Source organism: Mesorhizobium sp. UC74_2 (genome assembly GCF_042701485.1).
Classification (GTDB): domain Bacteria; phylum Pseudomonadota; class Alphaproteobacteria; order Rhizobiales; family Rhizobiaceae; genus Mesorhizobium.
The window spans coordinates 4,739,617-4,755,488 of sequence record NZ_CP170562.1 but is presented as its reverse complement, the minus strand read 5'-3'; the positions used below and the strand labels follow the sequence as shown (position 1 = coordinate 4,755,488).

General features: G+C 62.2%; 16 protein-coding genes. All 16 read right to left on the bottom strand.

Annotated features, from left to right (window positions below; translation table 11 throughout):
* Positions 1 to 7: 7 nt before the first annotated feature.
* Positions 8 to 1,564 carry a tail fiber protein gene (locus ACFJIU_RS23130; protein ID WP_379063932.1) on the bottom strand — a complete coding sequence of 519 codons (1,557 nt, stop codon included), beginning with the start codon at positions 1,562 to 1,564 and terminating at the stop codon, positions 8 to 10.
* Between the two features lie 184 nt (positions 1,565 to 1,748).
* Positions 1,749 to 2,738, bottom strand: coding sequence for a glycosyltransferase family 8 protein (locus tag ACFJIU_RS23125; protein WP_379063930.1), 990 nt, complete (start codon positions 2,736 to 2,738; stop codon positions 1,749 to 1,751).
* A 183-nt stretch (positions 2,739 to 2,921) separates the two neighbouring features.
* The gene (locus ACFJIU_RS23120; RefSeq protein WP_379063928.1) at positions 2,922 to 3,368 is read right to left on the bottom strand and encodes a hypothetical protein; all 447 of its coding nucleotides are present in this window, start codon (positions 3,366 to 3,368) and stop codon (positions 2,922 to 2,924) included.
* Between the two features lie 13 nt (positions 3,369 to 3,381).
* Positions 3,382 to 4,953, bottom strand: coding sequence for a hypothetical protein (locus tag ACFJIU_RS23115; protein WP_379063926.1), 1,572 nt, complete (start codon positions 4,951 to 4,953; stop codon positions 3,382 to 3,384).
* A gap of 186 nt (positions 4,954 to 5,139) precedes the next feature.
* Positions 5,140 to 6,339: an ImmA/IrrE family metallo-endopeptidase gene (locus ACFJIU_RS23110; protein WP_379063924.1), complete on the bottom strand. Its 1,200-nt coding sequence runs from the start codon at positions 6,337 to 6,339 to the stop codon at positions 5,140 to 5,142.
* A gap of 591 nt (positions 6,340 to 6,930) precedes the next feature.
* Entirely contained in the window at positions 6,931 to 7,752 is an 822-nt protein-coding gene (locus tag ACFJIU_RS23105) for a hypothetical protein (RefSeq protein ID WP_379063922.1), read from the bottom strand.
* Positions 7,753 to 7,873: 121 nt separating this feature from the next.
* A complete protein-coding gene (locus tag ACFJIU_RS23100; RefSeq protein WP_379063920.1) occupies positions 7,874 to 8,956 on the bottom strand; it encodes a hypothetical protein in 1,083 nt (360 codons plus the stop codon).
* Positions 8,956 to 9,201, bottom strand: coding sequence for a hypothetical protein (locus ACFJIU_RS23095; RefSeq protein ID WP_379063918.1), 246 nt, complete (start codon positions 9,199 to 9,201; stop codon positions 8,956 to 8,958). Before ACFJIU_RS23095 ends, ACFJIU_RS23100 begins: the two co-directional genes overlap by 1 nt.
* Entirely contained in the window at positions 9,195 to 10,580 is a 1,386-nt protein-coding gene (locus ACFJIU_RS23090) for a tail fiber domain-containing protein (RefSeq protein WP_379063916.1), read from the bottom strand. Before ACFJIU_RS23090 ends, ACFJIU_RS23095 begins: the two co-directional genes overlap by 7 nt.
* The gene (locus tag ACFJIU_RS23085) at positions 10,573 to 11,034 is read right to left on the bottom strand and encodes an N-acetyltransferase (protein ID WP_379063914.1); all 462 of its coding nucleotides are present in this window, start codon (positions 11,032 to 11,034) and stop codon (positions 10,573 to 10,575) included. Before ACFJIU_RS23085 ends, ACFJIU_RS23090 begins: the two co-directional genes overlap by 8 nt.
* A gap of 12 nt (positions 11,035 to 11,046) precedes the next feature.
* Positions 11,047 to 12,246 carry a hypothetical protein gene (locus ACFJIU_RS23080; protein ID WP_379063912.1) on the bottom strand — a complete coding sequence of 400 codons (1,200 nt, stop codon included), beginning with the start codon at positions 12,244 to 12,246 and terminating at the stop codon, positions 11,047 to 11,049.
* Between the two features lie 5 nt (positions 12,247 to 12,251).
* Complete coding sequence (locus tag ACFJIU_RS23075; RefSeq protein WP_379063910.1) at positions 12,252 to 12,656, bottom strand: hypothetical protein; 405 nt, start codon at positions 12,654 to 12,656, stop codon at positions 12,252 to 12,254.
* Between the two features lie 11 nt (positions 12,657 to 12,667).
* Positions 12,668 to 13,378, bottom strand: coding sequence for a hypothetical protein (locus tag ACFJIU_RS23070; protein ID WP_379063908.1), 711 nt, complete (start codon positions 13,376 to 13,378; stop codon positions 12,668 to 12,670).
* 2 nt (positions 13,379 to 13,380) lie between these two features.
* A complete protein-coding gene (locus tag ACFJIU_RS23065; protein ID WP_379063906.1) occupies positions 13,381 to 14,154 on the bottom strand; it encodes a hypothetical protein in 774 nt (257 codons plus the stop codon).
* Positions 14,155 to 14,499: 345 nt separating this feature from the next.
* On the bottom strand, positions 14,500 to 14,769 hold the full coding sequence (locus ACFJIU_RS23060; protein WP_379063904.1) for a hypothetical protein: 270 nt from the start codon (positions 14,767 to 14,769) through the stop codon (positions 14,500 to 14,502).
* Positions 14,770 to 14,902: 133 nt separating this feature from the next.
* Complete coding sequence (locus ACFJIU_RS23055) at positions 14,903 to 15,868, bottom strand: phage major capsid protein (RefSeq protein ID WP_379063902.1); 966 nt, start codon at positions 15,866 to 15,868, stop codon at positions 14,903 to 14,905.
* Between the last annotated feature and the right edge of the window lie 4 nt (positions 15,869 to 15,872).

Sequence of the window (15,872 nt, the reverse complement as noted above, 5' to 3'; positions counted from 1 at the left end):
GACAGCCTCAATATTTGATGGCAGCGTAAAGGGGGATGTTGATGGGCTGGGTTTGCGTGCCACCGGCGTAACCCACGGTGCCGGAGTGAATATGGGCGCCATCATAGTCGGTTGCTGCCCATGCATTCAGAACGGTGGCAATGTTCGCTGCCGCATAGGTGCCAGCGTCCTGCCAGCCGCGATAGACTGGTTGGCGGTGATTGTGACTGCCGTTCGCGTCGATGGTCACAGTGTGATTGTGTGAGCGTATTGAGTCCGCATATTTGTAACCGAGCGAGCTGTTTGCCGGATCGATGCCCGATCCCATATCCTGTGCACGGACGAATGATCCATTGATCAGTGGAACACGGAAGGTGGCTGCGCTGTAATCTGAGTATCGGCCATAGTACCCGGCCTGCCATGTCGATTCAGGTACCGTCATTCCGGTGTTTGATGCGGCTGCCCACAAGTCCGGATAGTCTGCTTTTAGGACACCTGCGCCATTTGCCGGCAGCCAGCCGGCTGGGGCAGTTCCGAGCGCAAAAAACCCGATCATCCCAGCAGGAATGTTCCACAGTTGCCGGTAACGCCCGCTCTGTTCGTTCTCGAAGTAGAAGCCACGAAGAACCTGGTTGCCGCCCTCGTTGATACGGCCGAGTGCAATCGAGTCCTTGTTGGTCCCAGCCGGGACATGAAAAAATTCGATGCCATTGCCGCCACCCACGTTGCGCAAGCCGATCGCTTTGTTGCCGGCTGTCGCGTTCCACTTGCCGGAGGTGTCGGATGCCTCGCCGCCAAACAGGATATGACCGAAGCCCGTCGCGTCCGCTCCAAGTGTATTGGGATAAAGTTTGTTGCCGGGATAACCCCACTCGATTGCCCGGCGTGGCGAATAGGAGATGATCTGAGCCGCTGTCGTAATGTTGGCTACATCAGTCGCGGCATAGCCGGACAAGAAGCGAGGCGCCTTGACATCGCCGTTGAACGTCGCACCCGTTAATTTGGCGACGTCACTCTCGTAGGCGAACTTCTTCCAGGATGTCCAAGCGCCAATATAGCGACCGCGAATGTATGCATTCGAAAGAGGAGAGGCATACGGCCAAGCCATTTGTGTGATCTGCGCACCGCTATATTCGAGATTCCAGACATAGAAGTAGGTGCCCTCGCCGGGTCCGTTCTGGCTGTTGCCCATATAGAGGGCGGGAGCGCATCCCGGAGCCACCAGGCTGTTCCAGTCCGCATTGTCGATGGTGCCGCTTGCGGCGGTAATGACGCCAGCGGTATTTTGCGCTGCCGGCAATCGGCCCTTGGTCAGGTTTGTTGCGTCGTCCGCGCCGATGGCCGTGCGAAACAGCACGTCACTGGCCTTGCCAACCAATGATCTCACGAAAGCCGAAAACCCCAGATTGGTCAGCGCGTCGCCTGGCGTTTGTGCGCCTGTGCCGCCGGCCGTCACCGGGCGTGGATCGTTGGCGTCCTTCGCAAGGTCGTCCATCTGGCTGTTGTAAGGCGCTGATGCAATTGGCTCGTTCGGAACACCGTAGACGCCGGGCAAAAGCTGGTAGACGCCGTTCACACGGGGCATGGGCTGTCTCCTGTGCAGTCTTGGACAAGTGAGGTGTGGGCCGGACTTGCGTGCGAGAAACAGTCCGCGCGCGACCCGTGCGGATTGTTTTCTGCCTGGTCGAGGCCTAGCGAGCCACGTCGTTCGGCCTGGCTTTCAGGGCTGAATTGTTCGCTGGCTCAACTATCGAGCCATCATTTCCAAATCACATATACGGCGGATCGAGTTTCCATGTGCGTTCTGGGAACCAGCGGGCGAGGAGCAACGCGTCAGCGTCTGCTATCTGGGCCTGCTGTGCATTGAAGGCATTGTAGGGCGCGCGTCGCTTGGCCCGCTTGTCGCCGAAGAAACCAAGCAGGGGATCGAAACTCCGCCCAAGCCGCTTCATCAAGAACCCCCAGTGATCTGATCTGCCCAGATACATAGCTGCCCAAGGCGTATCGCCGGTCAGCTTATAATATTCGTCCATCGCCGGCTGTTCGACACCGAGCGGGCGCTTCCACCACGGTTTGCCCCAACTGAAATGGCGGATGTAAGCGTCTGCGTAGTGGATGTGACCGCTGAAGTTGGTCATGGCATTCCACTTGGGGTGGAGTGTTTGCCATCGGTTCATGAAAACGATGTTGAGCGCATCTTGATCGTGTTGTTTGCAGATATTGCGGTGCTCTTCGGCAAAGCTGCGCGTCTTCTCGAAAAGCCGCTCACGCCGGATTGTATCGAGATCGAGGAGCATGACACCGGCATTGAAGTAAGGAGCACCCGCAGGCATCGACAGGCGTTTGCGGAACTCATCGTCAAAATAACGCTGATCGTCGTGTGCGGCCACCAGCGGCGCGATCATCTCTGTCTTTGCCAACGTCGCCAGATCCTGGTTCACGAGCACGTCGCAATCCAGATAGATCGCTCGATCGAACGGTTGCAATTCCGGCAAAACGTCCGCGAACAGGCGAAGATAGGTCGCGATGCCAAGGCGGAACGTGTTGACGTTCAAGTCTTCGACATAGGCAGAGACGTCGATGATTTGCACTGCGTTGCCAAGCAGCCCACGCGCCACTTCGATGTCCTGATTTGGAATTCTCGTTGTTAAGATGAAGCCGTGCAAAGAGCTGGATAAACTCATTGCGCGCCGGGCTGCGACGACGGCATGAGGGAAGTATGTCGCGTCAGCAGCGAAGAAATAGCACGCCTTTGCCAAAAGGATTGCTCACCGTTCTGATATTGGACAGCGCGCCTGTTCTTTCAGCTTTGCAAAGGCAACTCAAGTCGCCTGCGGCATCGTAGCAACTCGGCATGAAGGGTCTCCCGCGCGGTTTTCAAATGAGAAGGATACCCTCGGCAAAGGCGGGCCGCACAAAGCGAAGTCTCGAAGCCGGTTCGATCAAAGCCGCGATGCTTCGACATAGAAGTCGTCGATCTGTTGCGCGGTGAAGCCGAGTGCTGCGAATCCGGCTCGCGACATGGGGTCGGTTCGGACGAAAGTCGCCGCGCTCGCATAGGCGATTTGGGTTGGAATGTCCTGCGCAGCAATCCAAGCCTCGATGGGGTTCTGCAAACCGGCGGCGTGCGCCTGTAGCTTGAACTGACGGGACGACACGCGGTCGGGTATCTGCGGGGCGGGCGGCTCATAGGCCGCTATAGGTCCATAGTCGCCGGCGACGGCCTTGTTCCACACATGCTGGACATGCGGCAGGTCGCCATCGCGAATGCTGGCATCAAAGGATGTTCCGTCCCGCAGCGTGACGTGCGCCACGAGGGTCGTGTTGTCCGGGCTCGCCCAGCGTAGCTGCGTCACGGCATCCGGGATCGTGATATCTTGCGTGTCCATATCGAGATTACCTCTACCAGGCTCGGACGAAGGTGACCGATCTGTTGTTGGCGACGTCGGTGGAGATGTTTCGCCAGGCTCCGCCGGGCTGTCGCCCCGTCGACTGCCCGTTCTGGTCTCCGATGCAGACGCGAAGCAGGCTGCCATCCACCACCGAATTGACGCCGATAGTGCTACCGCTGACATTGACCATTTCTACCTGGCTGCCGATGCTGTCGCCGCCCAGGCCGGCCACGTAGCCGACTGTGGCTCTGCTTATGTAGTCAGAAAGATAACCGCCCCACGCCGATCCATAGACGTTGCCGTTCGTGTGGAGATAGGACGCGCCATTGCCTGAGTAGATGATATTGTAAGCCCAGAGATTTCCGCTGGAGTCGACCCTTGCCTCGCCGGCCGAATTGCCAGGCCCCAATGGCCTGAGATACACGACTCCCGTTCCGTTTGGGCCCAGAACGGCATAGTTCGAGCCGCCATAAAAATAACCGCCGTTCACCAGAATGTGGCCGCCAGCTTCGATGTTGGCGGAAGTGTAGAGCTTGCCGGCGCCATACAGCGAATACGCATTTGCATAGCCAAGAATGCCGAAACTGTTCAGATCGGCCGAATATCCAAGCACGCCGCCGTAGCCCGCATTTGTCGATCGGCCGTAGATGCCATAATCGGCGCCCGAGGTAATGGCCTGCAGCGCCTTGCCGGACGTGCTCGAAACGTCGACTGGACCCTTGAAGACAGCTCCTGAGCTCAGCGCGGCTTGAACAATCGAAACAGAAACCTCCTTGGTGCGGCCGACGGGTTTTGCGCTGTTGGTGATGGTTGTCACCACGTTCCTGGCGGGGCGGTCACCTGCATTGCTGCCGACAACGCTGGCAAACACCGTATAGCCCTGCCAGTATTCCATGTAGGGCAGCCAGCAGCACAGGAAGCCGCCGGCATTGAACAGCCAGATCTCGGTGGGCTTTCTGCCGGTCGAGAGCGCCCCATGGTTGATGATCGCATTGCCATAGAGATAGCCCTGAATCTTGATGTCGAACGGCACCAGCGAGTTGTACGAATTGCCGACGATCTCGATCAGGAACGCGTCACCCTCCGAGACCGCTGCGGGGATACTGGTCGTGATCAACGTGCCGTTGGTGAAATCACGCCCGGAAATCCAGCCAGTCAGGTTCTTCTCGACGAGCCCGTCGAGCTTGGTCTTGTCGGCCGAAGACATGAAACCGCTGGCGCTGCCCGTTGCGGCAGCATGAAGATTGCCGCCGGAGAGCTGGCCGTGGCTGGCATCGGATATTCGTCCGGCCGGCAGGGTGCCTTTGGTCAGGTTTGTCGCATCGTCGGCGCCGATGGCCGTGCGAAACAAGACATCGCTGGCTTTTCCGACAAGCGACTTGACGAAAGCCGTGAAACCGAAATTGGTCAACGCCTCGCCAGGGGTCTGTGCACCTGTGCCTCCGGCCGCCATCGGCCGCGGATCATTGGCATCCTTTGCAAGGTCATCCAACTGGCTGTTGTAGGGAGCAGAGGCGATCGGCTCATTGGGAACACCGTAGACGCCCGGCAAAAGCTGGTAGACGCCGTTCACGCGCGGCATGGACGATCTCCTCTGCAGTTCATGGATAGGCCCTCAGGGCGATGCCGGAGGCTATGTCGTGATCGTCGGCGAACACTCAAGGTCACGCGATGCAACGTATTCATCGTGTGGGGATAGTCCCTGATGAGCAGCCGTAGGCGGCAACTCATCTATCGAGTAGCCCTCATCACTCACGCAATGGATCGCTCAGCGCCTTTCGGCTGAGGACATAAGCAACGCCCTGGCGACACGATCGACTTTCGACGCCGGCCAGCTGAGGCCGCCAGCGAGCAAGGCGTCCAGGGCCGGGCTGTTTCGACTGGTCAGGCCTGCCGCAACCCGCGCGCCGTCCTCGCCCTTCGACGCGGTCACGATGTTGTCAGCGCCTCTGAAAGCAAATCCGTTCGCCTTGCCAGGACTGTCATTTTCGCCGGTACGGGCGAACAGCCCTGGTTCATCTGATACTGCCGCCGCAGTTGCCAGAGCTGTTGCGGGTTTCGACGCAAGCGGCGCCGAGACGGCTTCACCCGCATCGGCCTTCTCCGTCCCCAGCAATGAACCGCTGCCGATGCCAGTTGCGGCCAAGCTGTTGAACTGGATGATCTTGCTGAGTTCGGGATGTGAATTCACATATTCGCGGATGCGGGCTGCGGTTTTGGGAGCGACGGTCTTCAGCCAATTCGGATCGACCATATAGGCACGGCTGGCCTCGGCGATGTATTCGCGCGGCACTTCATCGCCTCGATACCGAAGGTGCTGAGGGCCGGTAAAATTCCTGGTACGCTCCTGTCCGGTGAGCAATGCGTCATAGACGAATGCAAGTTCACGGGAGAGGCCTGCCACGGGGATTTCGCCCGCCATCTGATCGATGACGTGACCGACCTCATGGGCGAGAACCCTGTCTCTCTGTTGGGGGGTCAGATTTTCCGAGATGAAGATTTTTTCGGGACGACGGCTGTATCGGTTGAGGGTGACACGGCCCATATCAGATCCGAGCCCGGTCGGCCCACGCTGCGGAACCTCCGTAATTGGTCGGCCCGTCGCTTGCGTGCCAATGGATCGGATTTCGGTGGGTGACAGTGCAGTATTTGCCCCACCCACCAGTCGTCGGCCGGCAATGTATCTTGCGACGAGGGGTCTTCCCTCGATGTCCCGCGTAAGATTTCCGACTTCATCCGCCAGCGCTCCGGTTGGGTAGTCGATGTGGAACGGTCGCGGGTTTTTCGCACGTGGATCATACACGCTCGCGACCCTGCTGCCAAAGTTTGCGAAGGGTCTTGCACCCTTCGCAAACTTTGCAGCGGCCCGAAAAGCAACACCTGCAGGGATGATGCTCGCGGCATCGAGAGCCGCCTGGCCGTAGTTGCCGTCCCGGGCACTCCGGACCATCTCGTCGGCGGAGAACACGGTGCCGGCGGGCGTAAGATCAGACAAGGAATATCCGGTGCCGCCGATGCCGGCCGATCCGACCAGGCCGGAAATGACGTCGCGATAGTAGCGGCTTGGTTTCCCTTCACCGATCAGGGCGGCGGCAACCCGATCGCGCCAGGTGGGATCATAGGCGCGCAGCTCGTTTGACATCGGCGAATCCTTTCGTTCTGGTCGTCCTGGCCGTCTTTCGCCCCGTGCCGTCATGGGTCGGTCACATCGGCAGATCGGAGGCGTGACAAAAAGAGGGTCGGTGCCGGTCAGGCCAATTGGCCCTTAACGACCGTTCGGGAATGTCTTACCGTTCACTGAAGGTCGGAGGAGAGAATGATCGCAAGGGTTCGGGGAGCTGCCGCCAAGCCGGCTGCAACAATGCCATGAAGAAGACAAACCCATTCATCTGGGGTGCTGTCGCGGCCGTGATTGCCGTTGGCTTGTTGTCCCTTTATCGTCTGATTGGAATGCCGCCATCCAGCAACACATTGCCTCAGAGCCCGATTTCGACTGCCGTCGTTTCCTTCTTCTGGGGATGCGTGGCCGGGTACGCCAAGAACTGGTACGGCAACCGGCTCAATCGGCGGTAGCCGTTGGCCGGCCAACGGTCAGCGCGTCGTAGACGGGATTTCCGGTGGCTTTCCTGAAAGGCTCCATTGGCCGCGGCCTCTTCATCACAGAGGGACCTTTGAAGGCCCGTCTCACATAGTCCACTGCGGCCGGCGCGGACAGGGACGCTAAATCGCCGGCTTTTTCGTACATTGCCTCCAGCAACGCCTGCCGCTTCTCAAGCTCTGGAACGGCTTCGTAGACCGGCCTGGCGGCACGGCCGCCCATTTCAAACGGGACATTTCCGATCCGTCCTCCAATGAATTTGCCGAGAAGTTCGGCGTAAGCGTTGTCGGGCGCAACATAGTCTGCAAAGGCGGCGCCGGCACCGCTTCCAAGCCCGCTGTAGAGGGCCTTCAACGTCTCGCGGATTGGCGCTTCGGCCTTTGCGATGCCACCCATGCTGGTAAGAAGCGCGCTGATAGCTTCTTCGGACAGTCGTCGACCGAGCTGCTTGTCGGGATCATCCGTTGGTGGTTTGATCGATCCGATCTCTTCGAGGCTGCGCAGCAGGCCGGCACTACCGCCGAAAGGTTCTGGCGAAGGCTGGAAATCCGTACCCGCGATGGCATTGATGCCATGCATTGCCGGGCCGACGATGTAGTTGTTGGTCAGGTCGACTGGTGCCCCCAATGTCTTGGCGATTCCTTCATTGGCACCGGATGTGAGCTGGGCGAACCAGCTGTTGCCATAGTCGTCAGCCGGCGCGGGCCGGCTTCCCTGTTGCGCGCGCCTGCTCTGCAGTTCTCGGCGTGCCAGTTCGCGTCGGGCTTCGTCAGCGGTTACCATTTGCAGTGATCTCCAGGTTTGTATTGTTCATTTCCAGGATCGGTTCTGGGTGCGGGCTTCGGGGCGCGCGCCTGAGTGCATCGGACAAGACGCGCTCCTGCGGTGGTTCCAGCAAGGATCGCTAGCGCGAGCCACTGACGCGCTGGATTTCGCGCTCCACCAACCCGCGCTGCGTTGTGTTCAGCCAGGGGTTTTGCAGCGCGTTGAGCAGCATCGGTAGCGTCGGCCCTTTCGACGGGTTGAATGTATCCGTGGTGCCTCCGGCGGCGGCGGGAAGTTGTGACAGGTCGAACTGATCGCCCTGCGGAGGCTGCGCGGGCGCGTTGCCTTGCGGCATCGCTGCGGGTTGAGGCGCGGTTCGCGCAACTCCGGGAACCGGGAGGTCTTGCATTGACCTTGGCGCCTGCGTGCCAGAAGCGGCAGGCCCGGCAGTTCCGATCCCCTGGAACGGACTGATACCCGCTGCCCTGGAACCGTACCATTGTCCCCAGCCCTGTTTTCCGGCTGTATCGAGGGCGAAATCGATGCCTTGCCGCCAGTTGGCCGTGTCGGCCGGATCGAGACCGGTGGCATCGATGAAGCGATTGCCGACGCCTTCCGGGAAACCCGTCCCCTTGCCGCCGACGAGAAGCTGGTATGGCCCGTAGCTCGGCTCGCGCACGCCTTTCCTGGTGACGTTCGACTGCCAGGTTCCGTGCTGAAGCCCTTCCGAGCGCGCCACGCGCACCGCGACGTCGGGATCGATGCCGCGCTGCCCGGCTGACTGGCGGATATAGGCTTCCATCGTCGGCACGTCCGGTAGCCCGCCATCATCGGTGGCTGCTCCCGGCGCGTCCGCTCTCGCGAAATCGAACCGGCTCGGCGCATTCGGGTTGTCGGGTTTCGGAATCGGCCTGCCGGCCAGTGCCTGCGCGACCTTGGACGCTCCGCCCGGAGGCGGTGGGAAGGCGCCGGGACCACTCATCGCGCCGGCAATCGGATTGAAGGCGGCCGTGGCACTGTCGCGGCCGGCTTTCTCGCAGGCACGGATATCGCTCATCATCGCGCGATAGAGCAATGCCCGGCCGATGGCGTTCAGACCCGAGCCGAGATCGGTCGGCATCGGCTGGTCGGTCAGCAGGCTGTTGGCCGAGGCCCGCGCTTTCGCCAGCTCTTCGGGCGTTTCGTATTGCTGGCCTTTGCCGAAGATGAAGGAAAGGGTCATCAGAGCGGGATCCTTTCGCTGCGTTGGAGGCCGAGGCCGAAAAGCCCCGACAGCGGGCTGGCGCCCGGAGCCGGTGGGAAGCTGCCGTCCCTGTTCTGGCGGTAGATCAGCGCCTGGCCGATCGCCGAGAGGCCGCTGCCGATGTCCGTCGGCATGTTGGTGGCCAGCGCCATCTGCGCCTGGCTCTGTTCTTCCGGCGTCATCGGCGGGCGCGGCTTGTTGCCGTCGAAGATGAAGCTCACCATGATGCCTGCCCCAGTCCGAACAGGCCGGGAAGCACCTTGGCGTAGTCGACATGCTTGACGCCGCCGACCTCGATCACCGCGCCAGGGTGCGTCTTCTCCACTTCCTGCGCCATCACCCCGACATGCTTGGGCGCATCGCTGTCCTCGCCACGGTAGCGGAACTCGTAGATGTTGGTGCCGTCAATGCGGCCGCGCTTCCTGATGTCCTTCTTGGCCCTGCGGTCGGACTTCATGATCGCCGACGCGCCAAGGCCGAAAAGGCCGCCGAAAAGGCTGTTCTGCGCCGCCACCTGCTGGTTGTAGATGCCGAGCTTCTGGTTGTAGTTCTGATTGACCAGGCCGGCATAATCCACGGTCGGAATGTTCGGCATGTTGGTGTTGACGAAGTTCGGGTTCTGCACCTGCGCGCCGGACAGCAGCGAGGTGATTTCGTTGATCGGCTGGGCTCGCCGCGCATAGGCTTCCTGCAGCGCCATCTGCCGCTGCTGGTTGGCGGCGTTGAACTGCGCGAGCTGGGCATTCATGCGCTGGTCCTGCAGCGCGTTGTTCTGCCCGGTCACGCTGTTCTGGTTCTGGAACATCTGCTGTCTGGCGGTGTTGCCGAATTCGCCCTGCGCACTGTTCTGCATGAACTGCTGCTGTTGCGCGGCGTTCTGGAAGCCGGCGCGCTGCGCGTCGAGATTGGCAAGCCGGCTCTGTTCCTGGCCGGATGCCAGCAGCACCGACGTGCGCTGGTCGTTCACGCCCTGGTTGAACTGGTTCATCGCCGTGTCATAGGCGGTGGAGCCGATGCGGATGCCCTGGTTGGCCAGCGAGGTTTCCAGCGAGGCACGCTGCCGGTCGAGTTCCGGGTTGAGACGCGAGAACATCGCGTCCCGCACTTCCTGCGTGTTGCTGGCGTAGCCGTCCTTCGGCCCGTAGTCCTTGGTGATCTGCCCGGCATCGGCGATCTGCGTGTTCAACTGCGGTCCGGACTGGAACTGCTGGTATTGTTGCGTGCCGATCTTGGATGCATCGCCGCCGGCAGGCAGGTTGCTGAAGTCCATCGGCTTGTTCAGGTAGTCGGCAAGGAACGCGGATTGCTGGTTGCCGATCTTCGCGAGATTGCCTTGCGCCTGCTGCGACTGATCGAAGATAGCCTGCTGCGACGGGCTCAGCGTCTGCGTCGCCGTGTAGGTGGGAACATCGATCGTCTTGCCCGTGGTCGGGTCGGTGAACTTGTGTGTCCCCGACTGGTTGTAGGTCAGGTTGCCGTAGGGCGTGACCTGGTTGACGTTGCCGAGTGCGGCATTGGCGATCGACGTCGACACATTGGTGCCCGTCTGCGCGGCTGCCGTTTCTTTCGGATCGGGCGGCGTCGGTGCTTTCGGCTTACCCATTGGCAGCAAGCTCCTTCCTGTGAAATCCGTTGGCCCGCCAGGCGTCGTCGGTCAGCGAGAAGACGTGCCCGTCTTCGTACCGGCCGTAGAGGCGGGGGATGGTGTGTCTGTCGAAGCCGTAGGCTTTGAGCAGGCGCGGCAGTCCGCGCCCGTTCCACTGTTCGTTGCGTTGCGAAACGCGCATCAGCAGCATCTGGCAGCCGATGCCGACAAAGGGGTAGGAAAACATCTGCCAGAGCACCGGCCTTGTCAGCCAGCGCGGCGTGTTGGCCGCGCCGGAGATCTCGATGACGCCATGTTCCGGTTCCCAGTTGTGATAGACAATGCCGGCGACGAGTTTTTCGCCGTCGAGCACGCCCATGGCGCGACACGTCTCGAAGCCGCGCTCGCAGCCTGGTATGTGCCGGGCGACCCATGCCGCCACGGCCTCGTCATGGCCCCAGAACGGTTGCATCGATGGACGGCCCTAAAGCGCCGGCGCGCCCGTTTCGAACGACACGTCGACGCTGACCAGCTCGACCATCGGCGCCGAGGATTGCGCGCCGGTCACCTGCAACTGCCACTGGAAGACATAGCCGGTCATGCCGATGCTGGTCTTGACGATGTCGGGAAAGGCACTCGCCATCGTCGCGTCCCACAGCGCCTGGTCCCAGCGGCCGGATCCCCAGATGCCGACAGGCGGAACGTCCGGGGCGGGATTGGGCGGCGCCGGCAGCTTGACGCGGTAGTCCGTCGAGCCGGAAAGCTGGATCTCGTTCGGCGTCGCCCGTTTCAGCGTCGCCTGCGCCTGCAGGATCGTCTTCAGCACCCCAGATGTCTCGAGATGGTCAGGATTGGCGACACAGGTGTAGTAGATCGGCACGCCGTCATCGGTGCCGGTGACTTCGGTGTCCTTGACCTTGCCCTTGTTCGTGCCGAACACCACTTCGCCATTGTGGAAGATCAGGCAGCGCGCATCCCAGCCGGTGAAAGTGCACCAGGCACCGGTTTCGGTGTTCAGCACATAGCACAGGCCCTGCTGGCTTCCGTTGGTCACCGGCAGGCTGATGATGGCATAGGCGCGTTCCGGCCATTTGACGATCTCCCACGGCAGCGACCGCCGTGCCTTGGCTTCCCTGCGCCAGTCCGGCGAAATCGCCCGGCTGACGGAGGACTGGTCCAGCACGGAGATGTCCTTGGTGATCGCCTGGGACAGCGGCAGCAGGCCCATCTCGGTTGCGATCAGCAGATCCCCACCCACGCGCATCGTGGCGCGTGGGCCGAGCGGCCGGGCGAGGTCGTAACGGCCGACCAGCACGAAGCCCGCCGCCGTTGCCGGATCGCCGCCCTGGTAGACGGCGATCTCGCCCTGGTTGGTGACGAACACGCATTTGTCGTCAAGGCCGTCGCCGGCATCGACCGACCAGGATGCGCCGAACATCAGTGAGCCGCCGCGCTGGAACACGCCGTTCAGGTCGATGGTGCCGAGCGCCCCGGCAATGCTGGCGACGGGCAGGTAGCGTGCCCTGAGCCCGCCGCCCTCGATGAAGAACTGCCGGTTGCGGTACACCCACACGAAGGAGAGCGTCGCCGTCGAACCGCCGGTGATAGCCGGGCTCGACGTGTCGGTGATCTTCTTCCAGCCGCTGCTCGGATGATAGAGCAGCAGCGCATCGGTGCCGTTCACCGCGGTCAGGTATTCGTCACCCGAGGTGGTGAAGTTGACGAAGGAATAGTAGCCGCTCGTCTGCCCGACACTGCCGCCGGTGGCGGCACGTTCGGATTGGCCACCGTCGTCACGTCGAAGATGTCCGTGCGCGTCGCCGCGAACAGCTTCTTCTGCGTGGCGTTGTAGGAGATGAAGCTCTCGACCGGCTTCGTTCCGTCCGAGATCGTGGCGCGCGTCTTGCTGCCGCCGCGCTGCACGATGCCGGTGTTGGTCGGGCGCCAGTTCTCGAGCCGCATGGCGGTGCCTTGCGGCATCGAGGCCAGGTTGCCGGCGGTGAACCAGCCGGCCATCGGCGCGGGCAGGGTGGTCATCTGCGCGCGGCGGGTACGGGCCGGTTGTGCCAGCCGTGCGAGAGTGGCGCTTTTCATCGGTCTGCCCTTCAGCCCTGTCCCGTCACCGTGCCCGGCCATGTGATGCGGCCGTTCCGGCTCACCGGCAGGTTGCCCGACAGCACTGGTTTCGAACCGCCGTCGCTGTCGCTGGCCTGGTCGAAGGCGATTTCGTAATCGGAAAGTTCCGCCGCGAAGTCCTGTGCCTGCAACTGCTTCCACAGCGCGATGATCGCCAGGCGCAGCAGGCGCTCGTCGAGCAGGAACGTGTCCTCGTCCGCCGTGAAGGCGGCTTTCGGCGTGCCGTCGCTTGCCCGCACGATCTGTTTCGAGATGTAGAAGAATTTCGCCTTCTCGCCTGCCGCCATCACCGGCTGGATGTGCATCTGCCCGCCATGCATGGTCCATGCGCCGGCGAGCGGCGCGATCGTCGTGAACTCGAACGACAGCCAGTCGTCGCTGTCGACGATATGGGTCATGTCCCAGCGATAGCGCGACGACCACAGGTTTGCCTTCTTCGGCATGCGCGAAAAGCTCGCCGGCAAATCGAAGCCTTCGGCCGTGCCGTTGCCGGAGATCTCGGCGACCTTGCGCAGCACCTGCCAGTCGAAGCCGCCGGCGATCAGCCGGGCAGCCTCGTTGGCCAGCAGCTGCAGCTGCTGCCACGTCCTGGTAGTGCCTGCCGCCGTCGAGAAGAAGGCGGGCGGAATGGCTTCGCCCACCGCCACGCAGACTTCCTTGAGCACGTCGCCGATCGCCATGGTCAGGCTGCCTCGGTCAGCGCCGCGCGCAACTTCGGTGCCGCCCAGCGCCGGTCATAGTCTATGCCCTTGGCGTCGAGTTGAGCGCGCAGGCTGGTCAGCTCCTCGCTCGCTGGAACTTCGACATGAGCCGGGGCAGGTTTGGCGCGGCTGTCCAGCAGCTTTTCCAGCTCCATCAAGCGCTCCTTCAGGTCGCTGATCTCCTCGTCCTTCTTGGCTTCGCGCTCGGCGGCGGCCGAACTGTCGAGATTGCCCAGGAACACGGCCGCCTGTTTGATCAGGTCGCGCATGCTGGGCAGCGGCACGCGCCCGATCTGCGTTTCGGCGAGATCACGGATCTCCTCGACCGACTGGATGCCGACCTGGCGGAAGATCCTGACCTGCTCTTCGTTGAGCGCCGGCCAGGCCGTCAGCGGCGTGCCCGAGGTCGGGATTTCCTTGCCGGCCTTCCAGGCTTCGTAGGCCGGCCGGATCTTCTCCCAGCGCGCGGTCATGAAGGCGAGCTTGGTGCCGTCGAGGTCGTCGCCATGGCGATCGGGATCGGGGATGAGGTGCTTGACGCGCTCCACCGTATGCGTGCCGAGCGGGCTGTGGCCGGGCGCGTAGATCGCCCAGTCGACCTCCTGCGGCTCGATCAGGCGCTTGCCGGCCGCGTTCAGCAGGAAGCCCTGCGGGTCGGCCTTGTCCGCGAGCGGATCGGTGCTGCGCACCGGCAGCTTTTCATAGGTGGTCCTGAAACCGATCAGTCGAATGACCGGCTTGTCGTTCTCAGCCATGGTGGCCTCCTTGGAAGGTGAGCGGATAGGAGGGAGGCGGGCCCGAAGGCCCGCCTCTGATGTTGATGTCTGCTGTGTCCGGTCGACCTCTCAGCCTTGCTGCGCATAAGGTCCCCCTCTCCATCCCGACTTTGCCGAGCCACCTCTCCGCCGCCTTTGGCAGGGGCGATGAACTGCAGCTCAAGCGGCGGCGCTTGGGTGGCGCCTGTGGCCGCTTAGCCGCCGGAGGAGCAGTGACGGAGAGGGGGCCTTCGCGCCCGATGCCGTGCCCAGCCGGGGAGCGATGGGTCGGCAGGGGCAGGGGGAGCCGCGTAGCGGCGACAGCGCGAGGACGAAAGACTTCCCCTAGATCACAGTCTTCTTGAACCAGGCACGGTCGCTCGCGACGAGCGCCGCATTGGTGTTGGTCCACGCGCCGGCGCCGGTGGCGACCGTCATTGCCGGTTCGGTCAGGGTGACGGTCGCCGCATTGGCGATCGCGCCTGTCGCCAGCGCCAGGATGTAGTCATGGCCGTCATTGCCGGTCACGACGGTGCCCAGTGCCGCGGCATCCTCGCCTGCCTTGATCACCTCGCCGAGACGCAGCCCGACGATCGGGGTAACGGAATAAACCATCTGGTTCTCCTTGTTTGATGTTGCTGTGCCAGCGGTCATCTGACCGTTGGAGCGCGCGACTGCGCGCCGCGCCCCGTTGGCGCGGAAGCCAAGCGGCCCGGATGGGCCGCGCCGGCGCCTGAGGGTCCCAGTGTCAAGCCGCGTCGAGCAGGAGGCCCTGCAGCGAGCGGTTCGAGCAGGCGACATTGCCCATCCAGTAGTAGGGGATGACCACGGCGTCCTGGTTGACCGGTTTCTTCTCCTCGTCCTGCGACCACTGCGCTTCCTTGTGCTGGAAGATGTAGAGATAGTCGGTGTTGAGGAAGTTGGCCCGCTCCGCATTGGTGGCGAAGTTGGTATTGTCGTCGAAGATCACGTCGGCGGTCTTGTATTTGTAGGACAGGAAGCCGGTCTGGGCGAGGTCGGCATCCTGGTAGCGCTGGAACTGCTGCTGCGAGGCTTCGTAGACAGAGAACAGGTCATGGCTGAACGTGATCAGGTCCGGCGTGTCGGTGCCGCGCGTCAGCGCCATCCACAGCCGGTTCATTTCACCCAGGATCGTGTCCTTGGTGTAGGCGTCCGTGCCGGGAATCTCGCGGAACTTGTTGCGCCAGAAGGGCCACAGCGAACTGTCGATGCCGCCGACCGTGCCCTGGCCGTTCGACTGGATGATGTTGGCGAGACCGGCGATCTGGTTCGGCAGCGAGCCGTCCGAATAGAGGTCGATCGAGAAGTTGTTCGCCGCCGTGTGCAGCGCGTTCTTCTTCTTGGTCTTCACCAGGTTGATCATCGCCGACTTGCCGGAGTTCTGGCGCAGTTCGCGTCCGCTCGACACGACATGCAGCGCGATCTGCGCCCAGTCGTATTTCGCCGACGTCACCACATCGGAGGCGTTGGTGTTGAGGGTTTCATAGCCGCCATAGCGCTGGTAGGTGCCGTTTTCGCCATACTCGAGCGGAACCTGGATTTCGGTGCCGCCATCGAGATTGCGGATATTGCCCTTCTTCTTGAGGCGGGCGAGCAAGGCATTGTTCTTGCTCACATTATCAGCGACTTCCGTCGCGGCGTTACGCAGCGTGGTCGAAACCATCTGCGTGAACACAGTGGATGGTCCTGCCATCTTG